The organism is Saccharopolyspora sp. ID03-671 (assembly GCF_045278815.1).
Classification (GTDB): Bacteria; Actinomycetota; Actinomycetes; order Mycobacteriales; family Pseudonocardiaceae; genus Saccharopolyspora; species Saccharopolyspora ipomoeae.
This window is the reverse complement of record NZ_CP134054.1, coordinates 102,904-120,114: the sequence shown is the minus strand read 5'-3', so window position 1 is coordinate 120,114 and position 17,211 is coordinate 102,904. Positions and strand designations below refer to the sequence as shown.

The 17,211-nt window shown below is 70.3% G+C and carries 21 protein-coding genes; 13 read left to right on the top strand and 8 right to left on the bottom strand.

The features are described from left to right. Positions 1-15: 15 nt before the first annotated feature. From REH65_RS00625 to REH65_RS00590, 8 genes are all read left to right on the top strand, one after another. Complete coding sequence (locus REH65_RS00625; protein WP_406690773.1) at positions 16-420, top strand: roadblock/LC7 domain-containing protein; 405 nt, start codon at positions 16-18, stop codon at positions 418-420. A gap of 15 nt (positions 421-435) precedes the next feature. After that, positions 436-807, top strand: a complete 372-nt coding sequence (locus REH65_RS00620) for a DUF742 domain-containing protein (protein WP_281454072.1) — start codon at positions 436-438, stop codon at positions 805-807. Beyond that, complete coding sequence (locus tag REH65_RS00615) at positions 788-1,399, top strand: GTP-binding protein (RefSeq protein ID WP_406690772.1); 612 nt, start codon at positions 788-790, stop codon at positions 1,397-1,399. Before REH65_RS00620 ends, REH65_RS00615 begins: the two co-directional genes overlap by 20 nt. Before the next feature lie 149 nt (positions 1,400-1,548). Then, entirely contained in the window at positions 1,549-3,243 is a 1,695-nt protein-coding gene (locus REH65_RS00610) for a hypothetical protein (protein WP_406690771.1), read from the top strand. A gap of 64 nt (positions 3,244-3,307) precedes the next feature. Then, entirely contained in the window at positions 3,308-3,994 is a 687-nt protein-coding gene (locus tag REH65_RS00605) for a Crp/Fnr family transcriptional regulator (protein ID WP_281454069.1), read from the top strand. 28 nt (positions 3,995-4,022) lie between these two features. Then, complete coding sequence (locus REH65_RS00600; RefSeq protein WP_406690770.1) at positions 4,023-5,063, top strand: AAA family ATPase; 1,041 nt, start codon at positions 4,023-4,025, stop codon at positions 5,061-5,063. Beyond that, positions 5,063-6,004 (top strand): DUF58 domain-containing protein, encoded by a 942-nt coding sequence (locus REH65_RS00595; RefSeq protein ID WP_406690769.1) that lies wholly within the window; start codon positions 5,063-5,065, stop codon positions 6,002-6,004. Before REH65_RS00600 ends, REH65_RS00595 begins: the two co-directional genes overlap by 1 nt. Further along, positions 6,001-6,930, top strand: coding sequence for a VWA domain-containing protein (locus tag REH65_RS00590; protein ID WP_406690768.1), 930 nt, complete (start codon positions 6,001-6,003; stop codon positions 6,928-6,930). The genes REH65_RS00595 and REH65_RS00590 overlap by 4 nt, the downstream gene beginning before the upstream one ends. A gap of 12 nt (positions 6,931-6,942) precedes the next feature. On the opposite strand, the gene REH65_RS00585 is transcribed toward REH65_RS00590, so the two are convergent. Then, a complete protein-coding gene (locus tag REH65_RS00585) occupies positions 6,943-7,251 on the bottom strand; it encodes an anti-sigma factor family protein (RefSeq protein ID WP_406690767.1) in 309 nt (102 codons plus the stop codon). Between the two features lie 247 nt (positions 7,252-7,498). Between REH65_RS00585 and REH65_RS00580 the strand changes: the two genes are divergently transcribed. Further along, complete coding sequence (locus REH65_RS00580; protein WP_406690766.1) at positions 7,499-8,059, top strand: RNA polymerase sigma factor; 561 nt, start codon at positions 7,499-7,501, stop codon at positions 8,057-8,059. Between the two features lies 1 nt (position 8,060). Here REH65_RS00580 and REH65_RS00575 read toward each other — a convergent pair whose 3' ends face one another. The 4 genes from REH65_RS00575 to REH65_RS00560 form a co-directional block, all read right to left on the bottom strand. Then, positions 8,061-8,981: a S1C family serine protease gene (locus tag REH65_RS00575; protein ID WP_406690765.1), complete on the bottom strand. Its 921-nt coding sequence runs from the start codon at positions 8,979-8,981 to the stop codon at positions 8,061-8,063. Between the two features lie 282 nt (positions 8,982-9,263). After that, positions 9,264-9,731, bottom strand: coding sequence for a carboxymuconolactone decarboxylase family protein (locus tag REH65_RS00570; RefSeq protein WP_406690764.1), 468 nt, complete (start codon positions 9,729-9,731; stop codon positions 9,264-9,266). Between the two features lie 64 nt (positions 9,732-9,795). Continuing rightward, a complete protein-coding gene (locus tag REH65_RS00565) occupies positions 9,796-10,110 on the bottom strand; it encodes a hypothetical protein (RefSeq protein ID WP_406690763.1) in 315 nt (104 codons plus the stop codon). Continuing rightward, complete coding sequence (locus REH65_RS00560) at positions 10,107-10,436, bottom strand: TetR/AcrR family transcriptional regulator (RefSeq protein ID WP_406690762.1); 330 nt, start codon at positions 10,434-10,436, stop codon at positions 10,107-10,109. Before REH65_RS00560 ends, REH65_RS00565 begins: the two co-directional genes overlap by 4 nt. A 103-nt stretch (positions 10,437-10,539) precedes the next feature. Here REH65_RS00560 and REH65_RS00555 point away from each other — a divergent pair, with 103 nt between their 5' ends. Together REH65_RS00555 and REH65_RS00550 are read left to right on the top strand one after the other, a co-directional pair. After that, positions 10,540-11,118 (top strand): VOC family protein, encoded by a 579-nt coding sequence (locus REH65_RS00555; RefSeq protein ID WP_406690761.1) that lies wholly within the window; start codon positions 10,540-10,542, stop codon positions 11,116-11,118. Beyond that, the gene (locus REH65_RS00550; protein ID WP_406690760.1) at positions 11,102-11,740 is read left to right on the top strand and encodes a carboxymuconolactone decarboxylase family protein; all 639 of its coding nucleotides are present in this window, start codon (positions 11,102-11,104) and stop codon (positions 11,738-11,740) included. The genes REH65_RS00555 and REH65_RS00550 overlap by 17 nt, the downstream gene beginning before the upstream one ends. Here the strand turns inward: REH65_RS00550 and REH65_RS00545 are convergent. Continuing rightward, complete coding sequence (locus REH65_RS00545) at positions 11,727-13,052, bottom strand: hypothetical protein (RefSeq protein ID WP_406690759.1); 1,326 nt, start codon at positions 13,050-13,052, stop codon at positions 11,727-11,729. The two genes, REH65_RS00550 and REH65_RS00545, sit on opposite strands and share 14 nt — an antisense overlap. 64 nt (positions 13,053-13,116) lie before the next feature. Between REH65_RS00545 and REH65_RS00540 the strand changes: the two genes are divergently transcribed. After that, positions 13,117-13,710: a TetR/AcrR family transcriptional regulator gene (locus REH65_RS00540; protein ID WP_281454057.1), complete on the top strand. Its 594-nt coding sequence runs from the start codon at positions 13,117-13,119 to the stop codon at positions 13,708-13,710. A gap of 37 nt (positions 13,711-13,747) precedes the next feature. On the opposite strand, the gene REH65_RS00535 is transcribed toward REH65_RS00540, so the two are convergent. Beyond that, on the bottom strand, positions 13,748-15,001 hold the full coding sequence (locus tag REH65_RS00535; RefSeq protein WP_406690758.1) for an SLC13 family permease: 1,254 nt from the start codon (positions 14,999-15,001) through the stop codon (positions 13,748-13,750). A gap of 30 nt (positions 15,002-15,031) precedes the next feature. Next, positions 15,032-16,135: a PrpF domain-containing protein gene (locus tag REH65_RS00530; protein ID WP_406690757.1), complete on the bottom strand. Its 1,104-nt coding sequence runs from the start codon at positions 16,133-16,135 to the stop codon at positions 15,032-15,034. A gap of 119 nt (positions 16,136-16,254) precedes the next feature. Between REH65_RS00530 and REH65_RS00525 the strand changes: the two genes are divergently transcribed. After that, the gene (locus REH65_RS00525) at positions 16,255-17,208 is read left to right on the top strand and encodes a LysR family transcriptional regulator (RefSeq protein ID WP_406690756.1); all 954 of its coding nucleotides are present in this window, start codon (positions 16,255-16,257) and stop codon (positions 17,206-17,208) included. Positions 17,209-17,211 lie beyond the last annotated feature (3 nt).

Below are 17,211 nucleotides of genomic sequence, written 5' to 3'. Positions count from 1 at the left end.
CACGAGGAGAGACCGATGCATGCGACCGAGCAGACCCGGGAGCTGAGCTGGCTCCTGGACGACCTGGCCACCAAGGTGCCGATGGTGCGGGTCGCGCTGCTGCTGTCCAACGACGGCCTGGCGATGGCCTCGTCGGCGTCGATCAGCAGCGAGGAGTCCGAGCACCTGGCGGCGGTGGCCTCCGCCCTGCAGAGCCTGGCCAAGGGCACCAGCAGGCACTTCGAGGCCGGGTCGGTGCGCCAGACCATGATCGAGATGGACGGCGGCTACCTGTTCGTGGTGGCCGCCGGGGGCGGCACGTGCCTGACGGTGTTCGCCGACGCCGGTGCCGACATCGGCTTCATCGCCTACGAGATGGCGCGGCTGATCAACCAGGTCGGCGAGCACATGTTCACCGCCGAGCGCGTGCGCGATGCGTGAGGCGGGAGCCGCATCGTGAACGCACCGGATCACTGGTTCGACGACGAGGCGGGCCCGATGGTGCGGCTGTTCGCGCTCACCCAGGGTCGCGCGAAACCCCAGCACACCAGCCTGGACGTCATCGCCCTCGTCGCCGCCCGCACCACACCCGAGCACGACTTGACGCTCACCCCCGAGCAGGCCGGGATCCTCGACCTGTGCCGGGGGCACCCGACGCCGGTCGCCGAGATCTCGGCCCGCTCGGACCTCCCGCTGAGCGTCGTCCGCGTCCTGCTCGCCGACCTCGTCGAAGCCGGGCACATCCGGGTCGAGCGCCCGACCCCGGCTCGCGAGCTGCCGAGCGAGAACATCCTCCAGGAGGTAATCGATGGTCTCCGCGCGCTCTGACGGCCCGATGGCGCTCAAGATCCTCATCGCGGGCGGTTTCGGAGTCGGCAAGACCACGATGGTCGGCACCGTCAGCGAGATCCAGCCGCTGCGCACCGAGGAACGGCTCACCGAGGCCGGGGCCCAGGTGGACCGCACCGACGGGGTGGAGCAGAAAACCACCACCACGGTGGCGATGGACTTCGGCAAGATCACACTGCGAGACCGCTTCGCGCTCTACCTGTTCGGGACTCCCGGCCAGGACCGGTTCTGGTTCTTCTGGGACGACATCGCCCAAGGTGCGCTCGGCGCCGTGGTTCTCGCCGACACCCGCCGGTTGCGCGACTGCTTCGCCGCCGTCGACTACTTCGAGCGGCGCGAGATCCCGTTCATCGTGGCGGTCAACCACTTCGACGGCTCGCGCCACTACGACGTCAGCACCGTGGCGAACGCCCTCGACCTGGATCCGGGAATTCCCGTCGTGCTCTGCGACGTTCGGGAAAAGAATTCAGCCAAGGAAGTGCTGATCACCCTCGTCGAGCACGCGAGCCGGACCTACGCTCAGCGCCGCCCCGAACCCGCCACCTACGTCGGACCGGCGGGAATGCGCTGAGTTTCCCGGGGTGGGGGAAGTTTTCATGAAAACCTCCCCCACCCCAAAACCCTCGCCACTTGGTCTGATTGCGGACAATTCGAAAGGTTCTCCTGCCGGTCGGCGTTCCCCCGTGTACGGATTCGCATGACATGCGGGAGGAGACCGTGATGTCCAACAACAACCGAGCGCGCAGTGAGAGAACGCGCCGCACGGCCGCGATCATCGCCGCCGCGGGCGCGAGCGGCGTGCTGATCGCGATGGGTGGCACCGGAGTACTCGCTCAGGGCCCGCCTCCACCGCCTCCGGCTCCGCCCGCTCCCCCGAGCCCCGCTCCCCCGAGCCCGCCGCCGCTCGAAGAGCAACCACCCGGCGGCCAGGCACCCGGCCAGAACGAGGGCAGGGGCGACCAGATGCAGGGCGGCATCGACACCGGGATGACCGTGGACAACGTGCAGGTTGTCAGCGAGAACCTCGATGACAACGCACCCGAGCAGGTCAGGTACACCTTCTCCAAGCCGGTTACCGACGTCGGCAACGCTTCGTCGTTCCAGCTGTCCGGGTTCTCCACCGGTGCCACAGCCAAGGCGCAGACCGCCAAGATCGTCGAGGGCGACACCAACGCCGTGCTCACCGAGTACGCACCCGGTACCGATGTTCGTGCGTTCACCGTGGCGATCACGGACTCGCAAGCGGTGCAGAACGAGACCGGACGCACCAACCTGCCCAACACCAACGAGCTCCAGGGCGGCGGCGCTCGCGTCAACGGCACCGACGCGCCACGACTGGAGAGCGCAAGTGCCAACCCGACTCTCGATCAGGTGACGTACACGTTCGACCGGAGCCTCAAGGACGGCGGGGCAAACGCCTCGAACCTGGGTCTGTACACGCTGGACGGTCGAGAGATCGACGGTAAGTCCATCGTCACCACCGACTCCGAGGACCGGACCGTCACCGTCCAGTTCGACTCCCAGGTCGAGGACGGTGTGAAGCACTTCGCCAAGGCGGATGCCGTCACCGACACCAGAGGCGTGCAGAACGCGCCCAGCTCGGTCGGCGACCCCACCACCGCGCCCGACCTCTCATCGGTCAGCGGGCTCATCGGACGCACCCAGTTCGACTACACCTTCGATCAGCCGGTGACGGTCAACTCGCCGCAGGGCTTCGTGGCCTACACCGCCGATGGCAAGGCGATCGAGGGCAGCAGCGTCGTCCAGCCGTCGGCCAACGTCGTTCGGGTCGCCTACCCGGAGATCCAGAACTACGGCGACCAGATCAGCCTGGCCGCGGTCAACCAGGACGCCGTCAAGTCCTCCGACGGTTCGGCCACCCCGAACGTGGTGGGCGACGAGTCCATCGGCGGATCCAAGTCCGGCAGCCTCACCTCCGGGCCCGACCTCACGGGCGCTTCGCTCGACTCCGGAACCGGCCAGATCCGGCTGGACTTCGACGAGCCGATCGATGACAACAAGGAGTACGACAAGAGCGGGTTCCAGCTCGTCACCCAGGCCGGCGACCGCATCGACGCTACCAGCGTCGTCGAGGTCGACGAGAGCAGCCTCCTGGTCAACTTCAACCGGGCCGCCGCCGACGCCGCCGAGTCGGTCACCGTCAAGGCCAACGCCGTCCAGGACGAGCAGGGCAACGGCAACCTGCTGGCCAACAAGGCGCTGGGAGGGGGCAACGGCCAGCCCAGCGGCCAGCTCAACGACCAGAACCAGTCGAACCTCAACGACAACCGGTCGGATCTCAACAACAACAACGACAACAACCGGTCGGATCTCAACGACAACCAGTCCGACAACAACAACCAGGACCGCCAGGGCGACCTCGACAACGGCAGCTCCAACAACGGTCCCAACTGAGTACCCACCCGGTGCGCCTCGCCCCACGGCGAGGCGCACCGCTTCCAGCGGAGGAGGTGCACCGATGCCGGAGACACCGTCGCGCGCCGCGGGTGACCCACTGACCGGGACGCGCTCGTTCATCGACCAGCAGCTGCGCACCTCGCTCCGCGTGCTCGCACCCCACCTGCCGCGCCACAGCCTCGCTCCCGGCGACCGGATCTTCGCCGTGGGGACGCAGGTGCGAGCCGTATCCCTCATCGAGCGCGGTCTCATCGCACTGCGCAGCCCGGGCTCGGCGACGCTGATGCTGCTGCGCGACAGCGGGATCGTCGGCGACGTCGAGGTGATGACCGAGACCCGCGCCGAGAAGGACGCCACCGCGCTGCTGCACACCGACATCATCCGCGTGCCCGGCGACGAGTTCCGCTGGCTGATCCAGCGCTACCCCGAGTTCGCCCTGCGGTGGACCGACGCGATGGCGTGCCGGACGGCCTCCTACGAGCGCCGGCTGCTGGACCTGCTGGCCGGTGACCTGCGGGCGCAGATCTCGTCGCTGCTGCTGCACGAGTTCGCCGATAGCGACGTCACCCGGCTGACCCACCAGATGATCGCCGAGCTGCTCGGCGTGCAGCGCAGCAGCGTCAGCCGCGTCGTCGGCCAACTCGCCCAGCACGACATCGTCGACAACGGCTACGCGCACATGCAACTGCTCGACCGCGCCGCGCTGGCCCGCGCCGCGCTCGGCTACTCCACCGGGCACCACACCTGATCGCCCCAAACAGGCGGGAGTTCGACCCATGAACGACAACACGGCGTGGAACCTGGGTGAGGAGTCGGAAATCCTCCGCCACCGCGAGGGGGAGGTGATGCGCGGCCTGCTCTGGGAGCTCAAGAAGGTCATCGTCGGTCACGAGCAGGAGACCGAGGAGATCGTGGTGTGCCTGCTCGCCGGTGGGCACTGCCTGCTCGAAGGGCTGCCCGGCGTCGCCAAGACGCTGACCATCAAGACTCTCGCGGCCGCGGTCGACGTGAACTTCACGCGCATCCAGTTCACCCCCGACCTCGTCCCGTCCGACATCGTCGGCACCCGCATCTACCGGGCCTCCCGCGAGGATTTCGACATCGAGCTCGGTCCGGTGTTCACCAACTTCGTGCTCGCCGACGAGATCAACCGGGCACCGGCGAAGGTGCAGTCGGCGATGCTGGAGGTGATGGCCGAGCGCCAGGTCAGCATCGGCGGGCAGACATGGGCGATGCCGCGCCCGTTCCTGGTGATGGCCACCCAGAACCCCATCGAGACCGAGGGCGTGTACCCGCTGCCCGAGGCGCAGCGGGACCGGTTCCTGGTCAAGATCCTCATCAACTACCCGCAGGCCGGGGACGAGCTGGAGATCGTGCGGCGGATGAGCGCCGGCGCGCCGAAACCGCAGCAGGTCCTCGACGCCGAGCGCCTGGCCGCCCTGCAGGACTCCGCCGCCCAGGTCTACGTCGACCCGCTGGTGATGGAGTACGCGGTGGCGCTGGTGATGTCGACCCGCACACCCGGTGAGCTCGGATTCTCCGACGTGGCACCGTATCTCGCGGTCGGCGCGAGCCCGCGCGCGAGCCTCGGGCTCATCGCCGCGGCGCGGGCGTTCGCCCTCATCCACGGCCGGGGCTACGCCGTGCCCGAGGACGTCCACCACGTCGCTCCGGCAGTGCTGCGGCACCGGCTGGTGCTGACCTACGAGGCCCTGGCCGACGGCGTCACCGCCGACGACATCGTCGGCAAGGTGCTCGATCGCGTGCACCAGCCGCGACCGGCCAAGGCCCGCTCCGCGCTGCGGGGGCGGTCCTGATGCGCGCCCACCACGAGCAGCCGGCGACCCGACGGGTCCTGGCGCAGCTGGAGCTCCTGGTCAACCAGCGGTTGGCCGGTGCCGTGCACGGCGACTACCAGGGCTTGTTCCCCGGACCGGGCAACGAGGCCGGTGAGGGGCGGTTGTACGTGCCGGGCGACGACGTCCGGTTGATCGACTGGAACCTCACCGCCCGCACCACCCACACCCACGTGCGCGACCCGATCCGGGACCACGAGCTCGACGTGTGGCTGGTCGTCGACCTGTCGGCGAGCCAGTCGTTCGGCACCCGGGGCGGGGAGAAGCGCGAGCTCGCGCTGTTCGGCGCCGCGGCGTTCGGGTTCGCCGCCGCGTGGCTCGCCAACCGGATCGGCGCGGTGCTCGTCGTCGACGACGGCACCGAGGTGTGGCCGCTGCGGTCGGGCAAGATCCACCTGCAGGCGGCGCTGCACCGCATCGCGCAGCTCAACACCCGCGACGCCCGGCCCGATCCGCCGGCCGGGCGCACGGATCTGCGGCCCGCCCTGACCCAGGTCGCGACGGTGGCGCCGCGGCGCGGTTTCATCGCGGTCCTCTCCGACTTCCTCGTCGAACCCGGCTGGTACAACGAGCTGCACCGGCTCTGCCAGCGGCACACGGTGGTGGCGGTGGAGCTCGTCGACCCGCTGGAGATGCGCCTGCCCGCGGTGGGATCGCTGGTGGTCGAAGACCCGGAGACGGGTGAGCGGCTGACCGTCGACACCCTCGACCGGGGGCTGCGCGAGCGGTACGAGGAGGCGGCCCGGCAGCAGCGCGAGGGCATCGCCCGAGTCCTGCGCAACGCCGGTGCCGAACACCTGCGGCTGCGCACCGACGAGGACTGGATCGGCCAGCTGGTGCGGTTCTTCCAGCTCCGGCGGCACCGGCAATTCGGCTATCGGCGGTCATCATGGGTGGCTTGAGCTTCGCGACACCGGCCTGGTTGTGGCTGCTCGTGCTCGTCGCGGCGCTGGCGGCGGGCTACGTCCTGGCCCAGCGCAGGCGGATGCGCTACACCGTCACGCTGACCAACCTGGACCTGCTGAACTCGGTGATGCCGCGTCGTCCGGCCTGGCGCAGGCACCTCCCGCCCGCGCTGCTGCTGCTCGCCGCGCTGATCATGGTGCTGGGGCTGTCAGGGCCGACCGTGCGGATGCCCGACCCCTCCCGCAGCAGCGTGGTCGTGCTGGCGGTGGACGTCTCGCCGTCGATGATGGCCCGCGACGTGCCGCCGAGCAGGACCGACGCGATGAAGACCGCCGTGCGCGACTTCCTGGACTCGGTCCCGTCCGACACCCAGGTCGGGCTGGTCAGCTTCGCGGCCTCCGCCAACGTCGACGTGCCGCCCACCGAGAACCACCAGGCGGTGACCGACGCGCTCAACGGGCTGCGGTTCCAGTCCAACACCTCGCTCAGCCAGGCGGTGCTGACCTCGCTCAACACGCTGCGCGCCACGGGCGGCAGCGCCGCGGGGATCATCGTGCTCTCCGACGGCCTGAGCAACACCGGCCCGCCGCCGGAGGCCGCGATCGACGCCGCCCGCGCGGCCCACGTCCCGATCTCGACGATCGCCGTCGGCACCCCGACGGGCAGCGTCCAGCTCGCCCAAGGACAGGTGAACGTGCCGCTGGACACCCGCGAGCTGGAGCGCCTGGCCCGCGACACCGGCGGGCTCACCTTCACCGCCGCCACCGAGCAGGACCTGCAGGCCATCTACAGCAACATCGGCGAGAACGTGTCGCGGCCGATCGTGCCGGTGGACATCAGCGACTGGTTCTTCCTGTCCGCGCTCGTGGCCCTGGTCGCGGCCGGCGCGCTGTCGGTGCTGTGGTTCGCCAGAATGCCGTGATGTCGGGAATTTTCAGTAGCGGTGGTGCAGTCCGGCGACGAACTGCCGCAGCCGCGACACCGCCGCGCGGTCGGGTGCGCTCCTGCGATCGGCGAGCGTGCCCTTGATGTCGCGGTAGACCTGCAGTTCCAGGCCGCACGCCCGGCACGCGTCGAGGTGGAGCTCGAACACCTCGGCCTCGTCGGGTTCGAGGCTCCCGTCGAGGTAGGGCTGCAGCAGGGAAAGCGCCTCGGAGCACTGCCTCCTGCGCTCGTGCTCGGCGCGCTGCGCCCACTTCTGGGACCGCTGGTTGCGTCGCAGGGGCTCGAACCACGTTCTCACCGCACACCACCTCTCGGGCAGGCCACCGCACGTGGGTGCAGACCCTCCCAGTCTACACGGGGTTTCACCACGCGCTCCGGGTTTCGCGCACCGGCACCCCCTCCGACTTTCCGGGGCATGACTTTCTGCCCTGTGCCCTTCGCCGGATACCCGCGATGCTGCTTGGTGAACCGGATCGCAACCCAGAAGAACACGACCGGCACCGGGCGGAAGCCCGCTCTTCCGCGCAGAAGGGGGTGTCGAGACCGTGGACAAGGCCGACACTTTCTCCGTGGTCGAGAAGCAGCAGCGGTTCGATCACTACATCGTCCCGGAGATCCCGCTGCTGCTGCGGGTGGCGCGGTCGCTCACCGACCAGCCCGCCGATGCCGAGGACCTCGCGCAGGAGACCCTCCTGCGGGCCTACCGGGGCATCACCGACTTCGACGGCTACTTCCCGCGCGCGTGGCTGCTGCGCATCCTGCACAACACGCACATCAGCAGGATTCGCCGCCGCACCCCGCTGCTCATGTTCGCCTCCGCGGAGCGCGACGACGACCTCCGCGATCTCGACCCGCACGGGTCACCGGAGAACGTCGTGGTCGACGACGCCTTCGACGACGCCGTCGAGCAGGCGCTGGGCGCGCTGCGCCAGCCGAACCGCAAGGTCGTCGACCTCGTCGACATCGAGGGCCTGTCCTACGCCGAAGCCGCGCTCGCACTCGACGTCCCGATCGGGACGGTCGTCAGCCGGCTGCACCGCGCCCGCAAGCAGATCCGCGAGCACCTCGCCGATCACGGGGTGCGCCCGCGCGGGCACGAGCGTTGACTCAGCGCGCGGGACCGTCGACGAGCCCGCGCGCCTGGTCGATCGGGACGGTGAAGCCGAGACCGGCCGCTTCGGAGCCGCCCTTGCCGCTGGCGACGGCGGTGTTGATCCCGACGACCTCGCCGTCCATGTTGACCAGCGGACCACCGGAGTTGCCGGGGTTGATCGCCGCGTCGGTCTGAATGGCATCGCCCAGTCCCGGGCCTTCGCCGGTCGGGACGCTGCGGTGCAGCGCGCTGACGATGCCGCTGGTGACGGTGCCGGACAGTCCCAGCGGTGAGCCGATCGCGATGACCTGCTGGCCGACCTCGACGTCGGAACCGTAGGCGAGCTTCGCGGGCGTCAGGTCCCGCACGCCCTCGGCCTGGACCACCGCCAGATCGCGTCCGGCGTCCTGCTGCAGGACGCGCGCCTGCGCCTTCCGGCCGTCGTTGAAGGTCACGGTCACGGGCGCGCCGCCCGACTTGGCCACCACGTGGTTGTTGGTGAGGATTCGCCCGCCCTCGTCGAGGACGACACCGCTGCCGGTGCTGCGCCCCTCCGGTCCCTTCAGCTCCAGCGACACGACGCTGGGCTGCACCGCCGCGGCGGTCGCCTGCGGGGAGGCGGCCGGCTGCGCGACGTGGGAGACGAGCCCGTAGGTGGCGGCGGCCGTGGCCCCGCTGCTCAGCAGGGCGGCGCCGAGGACCACGGCGGTCATGCCGCGCTTCTTGGCGGAGGGGCGAAGCAGCTTCTCGACCCCGCGCAGCGTGGGACGCGGGGCGGAGTCCTCGGGTGCCGCTGCGATCTTCTGCTCGGGTTCGCGCTCGCGCTCGGGTTCGCGTTCGGGGGCACCCCACGGGTTGTAGCTGAAGGGGTGGTCGTTGCGCGGACGCTCGTACTGGGCCGGGGTGTACGGAGTGTGAGTCGGTGCTTGCGACATGGCCCTGAGTCTCCGCATCGCACCCCGTGATCGCCAGACTCCACTACGTACCGTGCATCACTCCACGCCTGGACAGGGGCGAAATACCCGAAATCCGCCCCCTGTTCAGGTGAAGATCATCCGGCTTGTGAGTCCGCTTCCCAGCTCACCGCCCGCGAAACACCTGATTCCGGCGGTACATCCGGGTCAGGAGTGGCGAAAGTGACGCCTCCGCAACAGGACCCACGAACAACACCGCATGACGGGCATTTCCCAACACGGTACCCACCACGTCCGAGTTCGTCAGGAGTTCGCGCTGCGTCGGCGGACCGGATGACCGGAGAGGATCGAGACGCGGTTGAACGCGTTGATCGTGATCGCGGCCCAGGTGATCACCGAGACCTCGTCGTCCGACAGGACCGCGCGGACCTGGTCGCTGGTGTCCTGGCCGGGCCGCTGCGCGGCGACCAGCGTCACGGCCTCGGCGAGCTCCAGAGCGGCCCGCTCCTTGTCGGTGAACAGCTCGGTCTCGCGCCAGGCCGGCAGCACGCCCAGCCGCTCCGGTGTGTCACCCGCCTCCAGGGCGAGGCGGGTGTGCCGATCGAGGCAGAACGCGCAGCCGTTGAGCTGGGACGCGCGGATGTTGACCAGTTCCAGCAGCACCCGGTCCAGGCCGATCTCACGCGCGCGCGATCGGATCTCCGTCGCCGTCGCGGACAGCGCCTTGAACGCCGAAGGGGTCTGCTTGTCGAGGAAGATCCGGTCCGCCATCGGTGACTCCGCTCCGTTCCCACAGCTCGCTCGGCGCGATCTCGCGCCGAACCGTCGCCGCAAGCTACCCGAGCGCCCCTCCCCCGGTCTCGGGCGGGAGACCGAGGGCACGGTGGGTGAGCAGGTCGAGGGTGTCCAGGAGGCGCTCGGTGCCAGTCGGGTCGTCGCCCTGGACGATCCCGAGGTACAGCGAGTGGTCGATCATGGCCGCCAGGGCCCGGGCGGTGAGCTCCGGGTCCAGGTCGCCGGGGATCAAGCCGTCCCGCTGCCAGCGGCGCAGCGCGCGGGCCGTGCGGGTGATCGACTGGGCGCGGTGCTTGCGCCGCAGCTCCTGGAACTCCTCGTCGAGCGTGGCGACCTGCTCGACGATGGCCATCATCCGCGCGTGCGCAGGTAGGCCTCGTAGTAGGCGCGGTTGGCCCGCCGGATCCGCGCCGCCGGGGACCGGCCCGCGGGCAGCGCGCGCCGGTCGGTCATCTCCGCGAACAACCGGTCCGCCAGCTCCAGGAAGACCGCCTGCTTGGACGGGAAGTAGGTGTAGAACGAGCCGTAGGCGACTCCGGCGCGCTCGGCGATGTGGGCGATCCGGGTGTCCGGGAAACCCCGCTCCTCGAACACCTCCCGGGCCGCGGCCAGCAGCTTCTCGCGGGTCCGGGCACCGCGCTCGGTCAGCGGCTGGACGGGTGAATCCTCGCTGCTGGACACGATTTTCCCCTCCCCGCGAACCTTGACAAGCCGGAGCGGCCCGACTCACGATCACAGGGTCTGAAAAGTTGATATGACTGTCAAGTCAACAACGGAGGCGTCCATGCCGACGACCAATCCGGAGTTCGAGCTCGGTGGCATCAACCACCTGGCGCTCGTCTCGTCCGACATGCAGCGCACCATCGACTTCTACAGCGGCGTGCTCGGCATGCCGCTGATCAAGACCATCGACCTGCCCGGCGGCTCCGGCCAGCACTTCTTCTTCGACTGCGGCGGCGGGGACTGCGTGGCGTTCTTCTGGTTCCCGGACGCTCCCGACTCCGCCCCCGGCATCTCGGCACCGGCCTCGCGCCCCGGCGAGGGCGAGCTGCTCAGCGCCGTCGGGTCGATGAACCACGTGGCCTTCCACGTGCCGGTCGCGAAGTTCGAGGAGTACCGGGAACGGTTGCGGGACAAGGGCGTTGAGGTCAGCCCGATCCTGAACCACGACGACAGCCCGTCGACGGTGGCCCGCGAGATGCACGACGGCGTTTTCGTGCGGTCGTTCTACTTCCAGGACCCGGACGGCGTCCTGCTCGAATTCGCCTGCTGGACCAGGGAGTTCACCGACGCCGACGTTTCCCACGCGCCCAAGACCGCCGCCGACCGGACGGTGGTGGAGCACCATGCCGCGCCTGCGTGAGGTCCCGCGCGCCGAGGTCACCGATGAGCGGATCCTGTTCTTCTACGACCGGCTCTTCGGCCCCGACCGGGACCCGGCCGTCGAGCACGGCACGGCGACCGGCTCGCCCGGTGACTGGTGGACGGTGTTCGCCCAGTCCCCCGAGGTGTTCCGGCACGCGGTGCGGGGCTTCGCGCTCTACCGGGAGTCCGCGTTGGACCCGTTGCTCCGCGAGCTCGGCCAGTGCCGGGCGGGCTGGGCGCGCGGGAGCCGATTCGTGTTCTCCCAGCACTGCAAGCAGATGCGGGCCCTGGGCGCGGCCGAGGACAAGATCGCCGCGCTGCCGTCCTGGCAGGTCGCCGACTGCTACTCGCCGGCGGAGCGCGCCGTGCTGGCCTACACCGACGCGCTGGTGCTCGACGGCGGCCGCGTCCCGGACGCGGTGTTCGACCTGCTGCGGGAGCACCTCACCGAGCCGGAGATCCTGCAGCTGACCTACATCACCTGCATGTACGAGATGCACGCGACGATCGCCAAGGCGCTGCGGCTGGAGTTCGACGACCGCCCCGAACCCGTCACCGAGGTCGCGGCACCCGACGGGTACGGGGCGAGGGACGTCGCCGCCGACCTCACCGGGTCGTGACCTCCCGGCGGTAGGTGGCGGCGTGGGTCGTGTACTCGGCGTTGCCGTACTCGGCGAGGCGCTGCTTGACGACCCGGGTGGTGTAGCCGTCGGCGATCCGGCGCAGCAGCGGCTGCTCGGCGGCGATCGCCATCGTCACGAACCGGCCCAGCACGAACGGGGCCGTGGTGGCCACGCAGGCGGCGTCGAGCAGTCCGAAGGGGACGTTCATCTGCTCGGCCCGCTTGCGGTTGCCGCCGCAGATCCCGAGGAAGAACGCCCGGCTCCAGCTGCGCTCCACCGTCTCGGCCGCCTGGTCCAGCAACGACTTCCCGGGGCGGAGATCGGCGGCCATCGTGGACCGGACCAGCTCACCGCAGGTGGCGTCGTCGAACCCGCGGCGCAGGGTGGCCGCGCGGGCGTGGAAGACCTCGACGATGCCTGAGGCCGTGGTGGGCAGCAGTTCCTCGGGCAGCCCCAGCAGGAAGCAGCGGTAGCGGCTGACCTCCAGCATCGCCCGCTCGCGCGCGGTGAACTCGGTGCGCCCGGCACCGGTGGCCATCATCGCGGCCAGGTACATGTTGATCAGCCCGGCCGGCATCTGGTCGGCCTGCGGCACCGGCACCCCGTAGACCGCGGGGTCCCAGCCCTCGGGGCTGCTCAGCGCGTTGCAGCGCACCACCGAGTGCATCAGCCGCACCATCGCCGCGGCCTCGAAACCCTCGCCGTAGCGGCCCAGCGCGCCGGGCAGGGTGGTGACGGTGAAGAAGTTGGCGGTCTCGTTGACCCGCCGGGCCGCGCGGCGACCGGTCAGCGCGCCGGTGAGCGCCATCGGCAGCGCGGCGTAGGTGTTGATGAAGGTCGCCAGGAACGCGCCCCGGGTGATGTAGGGCGACAGGAACGCGGCTCCGATGCGCAGCTGGCGCGCGCCTTCCTCGACCAGGTCCATGTCGAGCCAGTCGGGGGTGTCCTCCATCGCGGCGATGAGCGCCCGGAGTTCCTCGGGCGCGTCGGGCACGGTGTCCACACCGGACCGGCAGGCCTGCTGCAGCATCCGGATCAGGGGGTTCACGCCGCGTTCCCGGGACAGGGCGGCGTAGGCGTCGGCCACGACGTCGCCGAGCATCGTGGTGGTGCGGATGAGCTCCACGGCGGGCTCGTCGGCGAGGATGGTCTCGCGATCGCCCACCCAGCCGGGGAGGTCGGACTTCACCTGCGGGTCGGTGGTGAACCGGTGCGGGGTGCTGTCGAAGTCGATCGATCCGTAGAGATCCGGGAGCCGTTCCCGCTGCGCGCGGGCTCTTTCGGCGAGTTCAGGGTAGTGGAGCGCCATCGGTGACACCTCAACTTTCAACCTGTTATTTAGAGGTTGACGGGTGTCGGTTAGAGTGTCAAGGGTGACCGGCTCCCCCAACGCGCGCAGGCGGATGAGCGCGGTCGACCGCCGCGAGCAGATCCTCGACGTGACCCACGAGATCGTGGACGCCGACGGCTTCCACGCGGCGACCCCGAACCGCATCGCCGAGGCCGCCGGCATCACCCGCCCGGTGCTCTACCAGCTCTTCGGCGACCTGCCGGGCCTGTTCGTCGCGCTCGTCGACCGCGAGTCCGAGCGGGCGAGCGCCCAGTTCGCCCGCGCCACCGCGCACCAGGTCGACGAGGACCGGTTGATCAGCACCTTCTGCGGGATGCTCGACGCCGTCGACGAGCACCCGGCGACCTGGCGGCTGTTCCTGTTCCCGCCGCAGGGCGCACCCCCGCAGCTGCACCGGCGCCTGGCCGAGTCCGAGGAGCTCGTGCTGCGCTTCCTGCAGCAGGAGATCGAGAAGGCCGTGCCCGGCATCCCCGATCCCGAGTACACCGCGCGGATGGTGCACGCCTCCGGCCGGGAGCTGCTGCAGCGCCGCCTGGTCGATCCCTCCCGCGCCACGACCGACCGGCTCATCGCCCTGGTCCGCCACGTCCGGACGTGGGTGCTGCCCGCGCGCTGATGCCGGCCGCGCGTGCGCGACCGGCATCAGCGGCGGTTCACAGCGAGGCGGGCAGGACCAGGAAGCCCCACGCCAGCACCGGCCCGATGCCGACGATTCCCGCCGTGTAGCCGATGATCCGCTTGTAGAAGCGCTCCCGGTCCACGCCGCGCGCGTTGCTGAGCACCAGCGCACCGTTGGTGGAGAACGGCGAGGTGTCCACGATGGTCGTCGAGATGGCCAGCGCGGCCACCAGCCCCACCGCGCTGAGGTGGCTGGCCAGCAGCAGCGGCACCGCGATCGGGATGATGGCGGTCAGGATCGCCGTCGACGAGGCGAACGCCGACACCACAGCGACGACCAGGCACAGCAGCAGCGCCACGAACAGCGGGGCGCCCATCCCGGCGGCGCCGTGCGAGATCGTCTCGATCGTGCCCGCCTTCTCCAGGATTCCCACGTAGGTCACCATGCCCGCGACCAGCAGGATCGTGTGCCAGCTGATGCCCTCGACGGCCTTGGACTGGTTCTTCATGTCCACCAGCGCGAGCACCGCACCGGCCGCGAGCGCGAGGAACCCGATCTCCAGGTGGAAGCCCAGCGCCCCGATCACCAGCACCGCCAGCGCCACCAGGGTCAGGCCCTGCCGCCACGTCACCCGCGCGGCGCCGGACTCCTCGGCCTCCTCGGCGACCTGCTCGGGCGCGGCCTCCGGGTTGGTGCGGCGCAGCATCAGGAACGTCAGCGCCGAGAGCAGGGCGTTGAAGGCGAAGCTGGCCAGGAACAGCGCGAGCGGCGACACCGCCAGCGGCGTGCTGTCGACCATGCCGAGCACGAGCGCGCCCGACACGGCGATCGGCGAGAACGCACCGGCGTGCGCGCCGCTGATGACCATCATGCCGACCATGAGCTGGCTGATGCCGTAGCGGTAGGCGAAGTTCATGCCGACCGGCACCAGCAGCGCCACCGCGGCCGGGGTGAACGTGCCGAAGGCGGTGAGCACCGCCGCGACACCGAACAGCACCCAGGGCACCAGTGCGGCCTTGCCGCGCACCAGCCTGATCCCGACCCGCACCAGCAGGTCGATCGTGCCGTTGCGCTGCGCCACCGAGAAGAGGTAGGTGACGCCGACGATGGTGACGAACAGCGAGACGGGGAATCCCTCGAAGATCTCGTCCTCGCTCAGCCCGAGGGAGGCGGTGCCGACGACGAACGCGCCGATGAAGGCGAGGATCCCGATGTTGATGGGTAAGAGGGTCGCGACGACGAACATCACGCCGAGCGCGCCGATGGAGATCAGCTCAGGAGACATCATTGTCCTTGGGGGATGGGAATCAGCGGAATGCTAAGCGGGAATCGGCTCGGGGACCACGATGTCGGCCGCGCACAGGATGCGGGCCGCGCGGCGGACGGTGACCCGCCCGGGTCCTGACGTGGTGATATCACCGCTGGTGACGGCGATGACACCGGCTGGAGTCGCGATCCGCAGCTCACCGCGGCCGGGCGAAGCGGAGGCCGCGTGCACCACGGAACCGTCGAGGAGGTTGGCCGCGGCCACGCCGACGGCCGAGGTGAGGCCGATCGCGGGGTGCGGGGCGGTCATCGACAGCATCCGCACCGACACGTCGTGCTCGGCGGCCGAGACCTCGTCGCCGAGCGTGGTCCGGTAGTCCCGCGGCGGGCCGACCAGACCGACCTTGGGCACCGCGTCGGTGATCGGATCACCGGGCGCGGTCAGGCCCATGCGCAACGCCGCGCGGTGGCGGAACCGCCGCAGCGGCTCCACGAGCTCACCCACCTCGCGGAGGTTCTCGGCCCCGGTGAGGCCGTCGGCGCGCAGCAGCACCATCGGCGCACCGGCGTCGATCATGGTGACCCGGGCGCGCAGGCCCTCGATCTCCCAGTCCTCGACGACCTCGCCACCGGGCAGCAACGCGCCCGTGGTGCCGCCGGCCGGGTCCAGGAACGTCAGCCCGACCGCCACTCCCCCGGCTCGCGTGCCGGGCACGGTCTGGGTGCCGAACTCGGGCACCTGACCGCCGGGGGTGTCGACCTCGGCCTCCAGGACCGCGCCGGTGTTGGTGTTGCGCATGACCACCCGCGTCCGGTCGCCGGTGGCCGCGACCAGTCCGCGCGCCACCGACCACAGGGCGATCGCGGTGGCGCAGTTGCCGCAGTTGCTGCCCCACTCCACCCGGCCGGTCCCGATGCCGACCTGCGCGAACAGGTAGTCCACGTGCGCGCCGGGCGTGCCGGAGGGACGCACCACGGCGGCCTTGGACGTGGTCGGGGTGGCCCCGCCGATGCCGTCGAGCTGGACCGGATCGGCGGCGCCGTAGGCGTTGACCAGCAACGCCTCGATGTCGCCCACCGGCGTGGGCAGCTCGGCCTCGTCGAACAACCAACACTTGCTGGTGCCGCCGCGGACCAGCGTTGCCGGAACGTGCACGCCAACCTTCTTCCTCGCTCCGAATCGTTGGCGCTCACCCTGACAAGACCCCTGACTTCAGTACAATGTTCGAATCCTTACCCATCCTTAAGCTGAACTAACACCTCTAGGGAGCGCCCGTGCTCGACGTCCGCAGAGTGTTGCTGCTGGTGGAGGCGGCGGAGCTCGGATCCCTGACCGCCGCGGCCGACGTCCTGGCGATCACGCCCTCGGCCGCCTCGCAGCAGATGTCCCGGCTTGAAGCGGAGGTCGGCCAGCCGCTCCTGCACCGGTTGCCGCGCGGCGTCCGGCTCACCGACGCGGGCGCCGCCCTGGCCGAGCGGGGGCGGGCGATCCGGCGCGAATTGCGGGGCGCGCAAGCGGATTTGGAGTCGCTGGCCCAGCTCGACCGGGGCACGCTGCGGCTCGGTTCGTTCCCCACGGCCAGCGCGTCGCTGCTGCCGCTGGCGCTGACCCGCTTCTCCCGCAAGCACCCGGGTCTGCGCACCTCGGTCCGCTCGGCGCTGTTCGACGACCTGCTGGACCTGCTCGACACCGGCGAGATCGAGCTGGCGCTGCTGTGGGACTACGAGTGGAACCGCACCGACGAGCAGTCGCTGCAGGTGGAGCACCTGCTCGACGATCCGACGGTGCTGGTGGTCCCGGCGAACTCGGAGCTGCTGGAGGAACCGCGCATCAGCCTCGCCGACCTGGCCGGGCAGGAGTGGATCATCCGCGCCGACAACCACCCGGTCGCCGAGGTGCTGCGGCGCAGCTGCCGCCTGGCGGGTTTCGAACCCCGGATCTCCTACGAGTCCCACGACTACCAGGAAGCCCAGGCGATGGTGGCCGCCGGGCTGGGCATCGCGATCGCCCCGCGCCTGGCCCTGACCAACCGCAGGCACGACGTCCGACTGGTCCACTTCGCCGACGACGTTCCGGCCCCGACCCGCCGAATCCTGCTGTCCCGCACCGCGAACCGCCCGCCGACCCCGGCGGCCTCGGCGATGACCGACATCATGCGCGCCGTCGCCCAGCGCTTCACCGACTCCAACCTCAACCGCACCCAACTCGGCACGGTGCGCACCGGCTGAGCG

What these genes read in the sequence shown, in the direction of transcription:
- REH65_RS00555 (WP_406690761.1), top strand. Translation starts at nt 10,540, where the DNA reads ATGCCGACGACCAATCCGGAGTTCGAGCTCGGTGGCATCAACCACCTG.
- REH65_RS00605 (WP_281454069.1), top strand. Translation starts at nt 3,308, where the DNA reads ATGCCGGAGACACCGTCGCGCGCCGCGGGTGACCCACTGACCGGGACG.
- REH65_RS00615 (WP_406690772.1), top strand. Translation starts at nt 788, where the DNA reads ATGGTCTCCGCGCGCTCTGACGGCCCGATGGCGCTCAAGATCCTCATC.
- REH65_RS00600 (WP_406690770.1), top strand. Translation starts at nt 4,023, where the DNA reads ATGAACGACAACACGGCGTGGAACCTGGGTGAGGAGTCGGAAATCCTC.
- REH65_RS00625 (WP_406690773.1), top strand. Translation starts at nt 16, where the DNA reads ATGCATGCGACCGAGCAGACCCGGGAGCTGAGCTGGCTCCTGGACGAC.
- REH65_RS00575 (WP_406690765.1), bottom strand. Translation starts at nt 8,981, where the DNA reads ATGTCGCAAGCACCGACTCACACTCCGTACACCCCGGCCCAGTACGAG.
- REH65_RS00570 (WP_406690764.1), bottom strand. Translation starts at nt 9,731, where the DNA reads ATGGCGGACCGGATCTTCCTCGACAAGCAGACCCCTTCGGCGTTCAAG.
- REH65_RS00565 (WP_406690763.1), bottom strand. Translation starts at nt 10,110, where the DNA reads ATGATGGCCATCGTCGAGCAGGTCGCCACGCTCGACGAGGAGTTCCAG.
- REH65_RS00550 (WP_406690760.1), top strand. Translation starts at nt 11,102, where the DNA reads ATGCCGCGCCTGCGTGAGGTCCCGCGCGCCGAGGTCACCGATGAGCGG.
- REH65_RS00535 (WP_406690758.1), bottom strand. Translation starts at nt 15,001, where the DNA reads ATGATGTCTCCTGAGCTGATCTCCATCGGCGCGCTCGGCGTGATGTTC.
- REH65_RS00610 (WP_406690771.1), top strand. Translation starts at nt 1,549, where the DNA reads ATGTCCAACAACAACCGAGCGCGCAGTGAGAGAACGCGCCGCACGGCC.
- REH65_RS00545 (WP_406690759.1), bottom strand. Translation starts at nt 13,052, where the DNA reads ATGGCGCTCCACTACCCTGAACTCGCCGAAAGAGCCCGCGCGCAGCGG.
- REH65_RS00595 (WP_406690769.1), top strand. Translation starts at nt 5,063, where the DNA reads ATGCGCGCCCACCACGAGCAGCCGGCGACCCGACGGGTCCTGGCGCAG.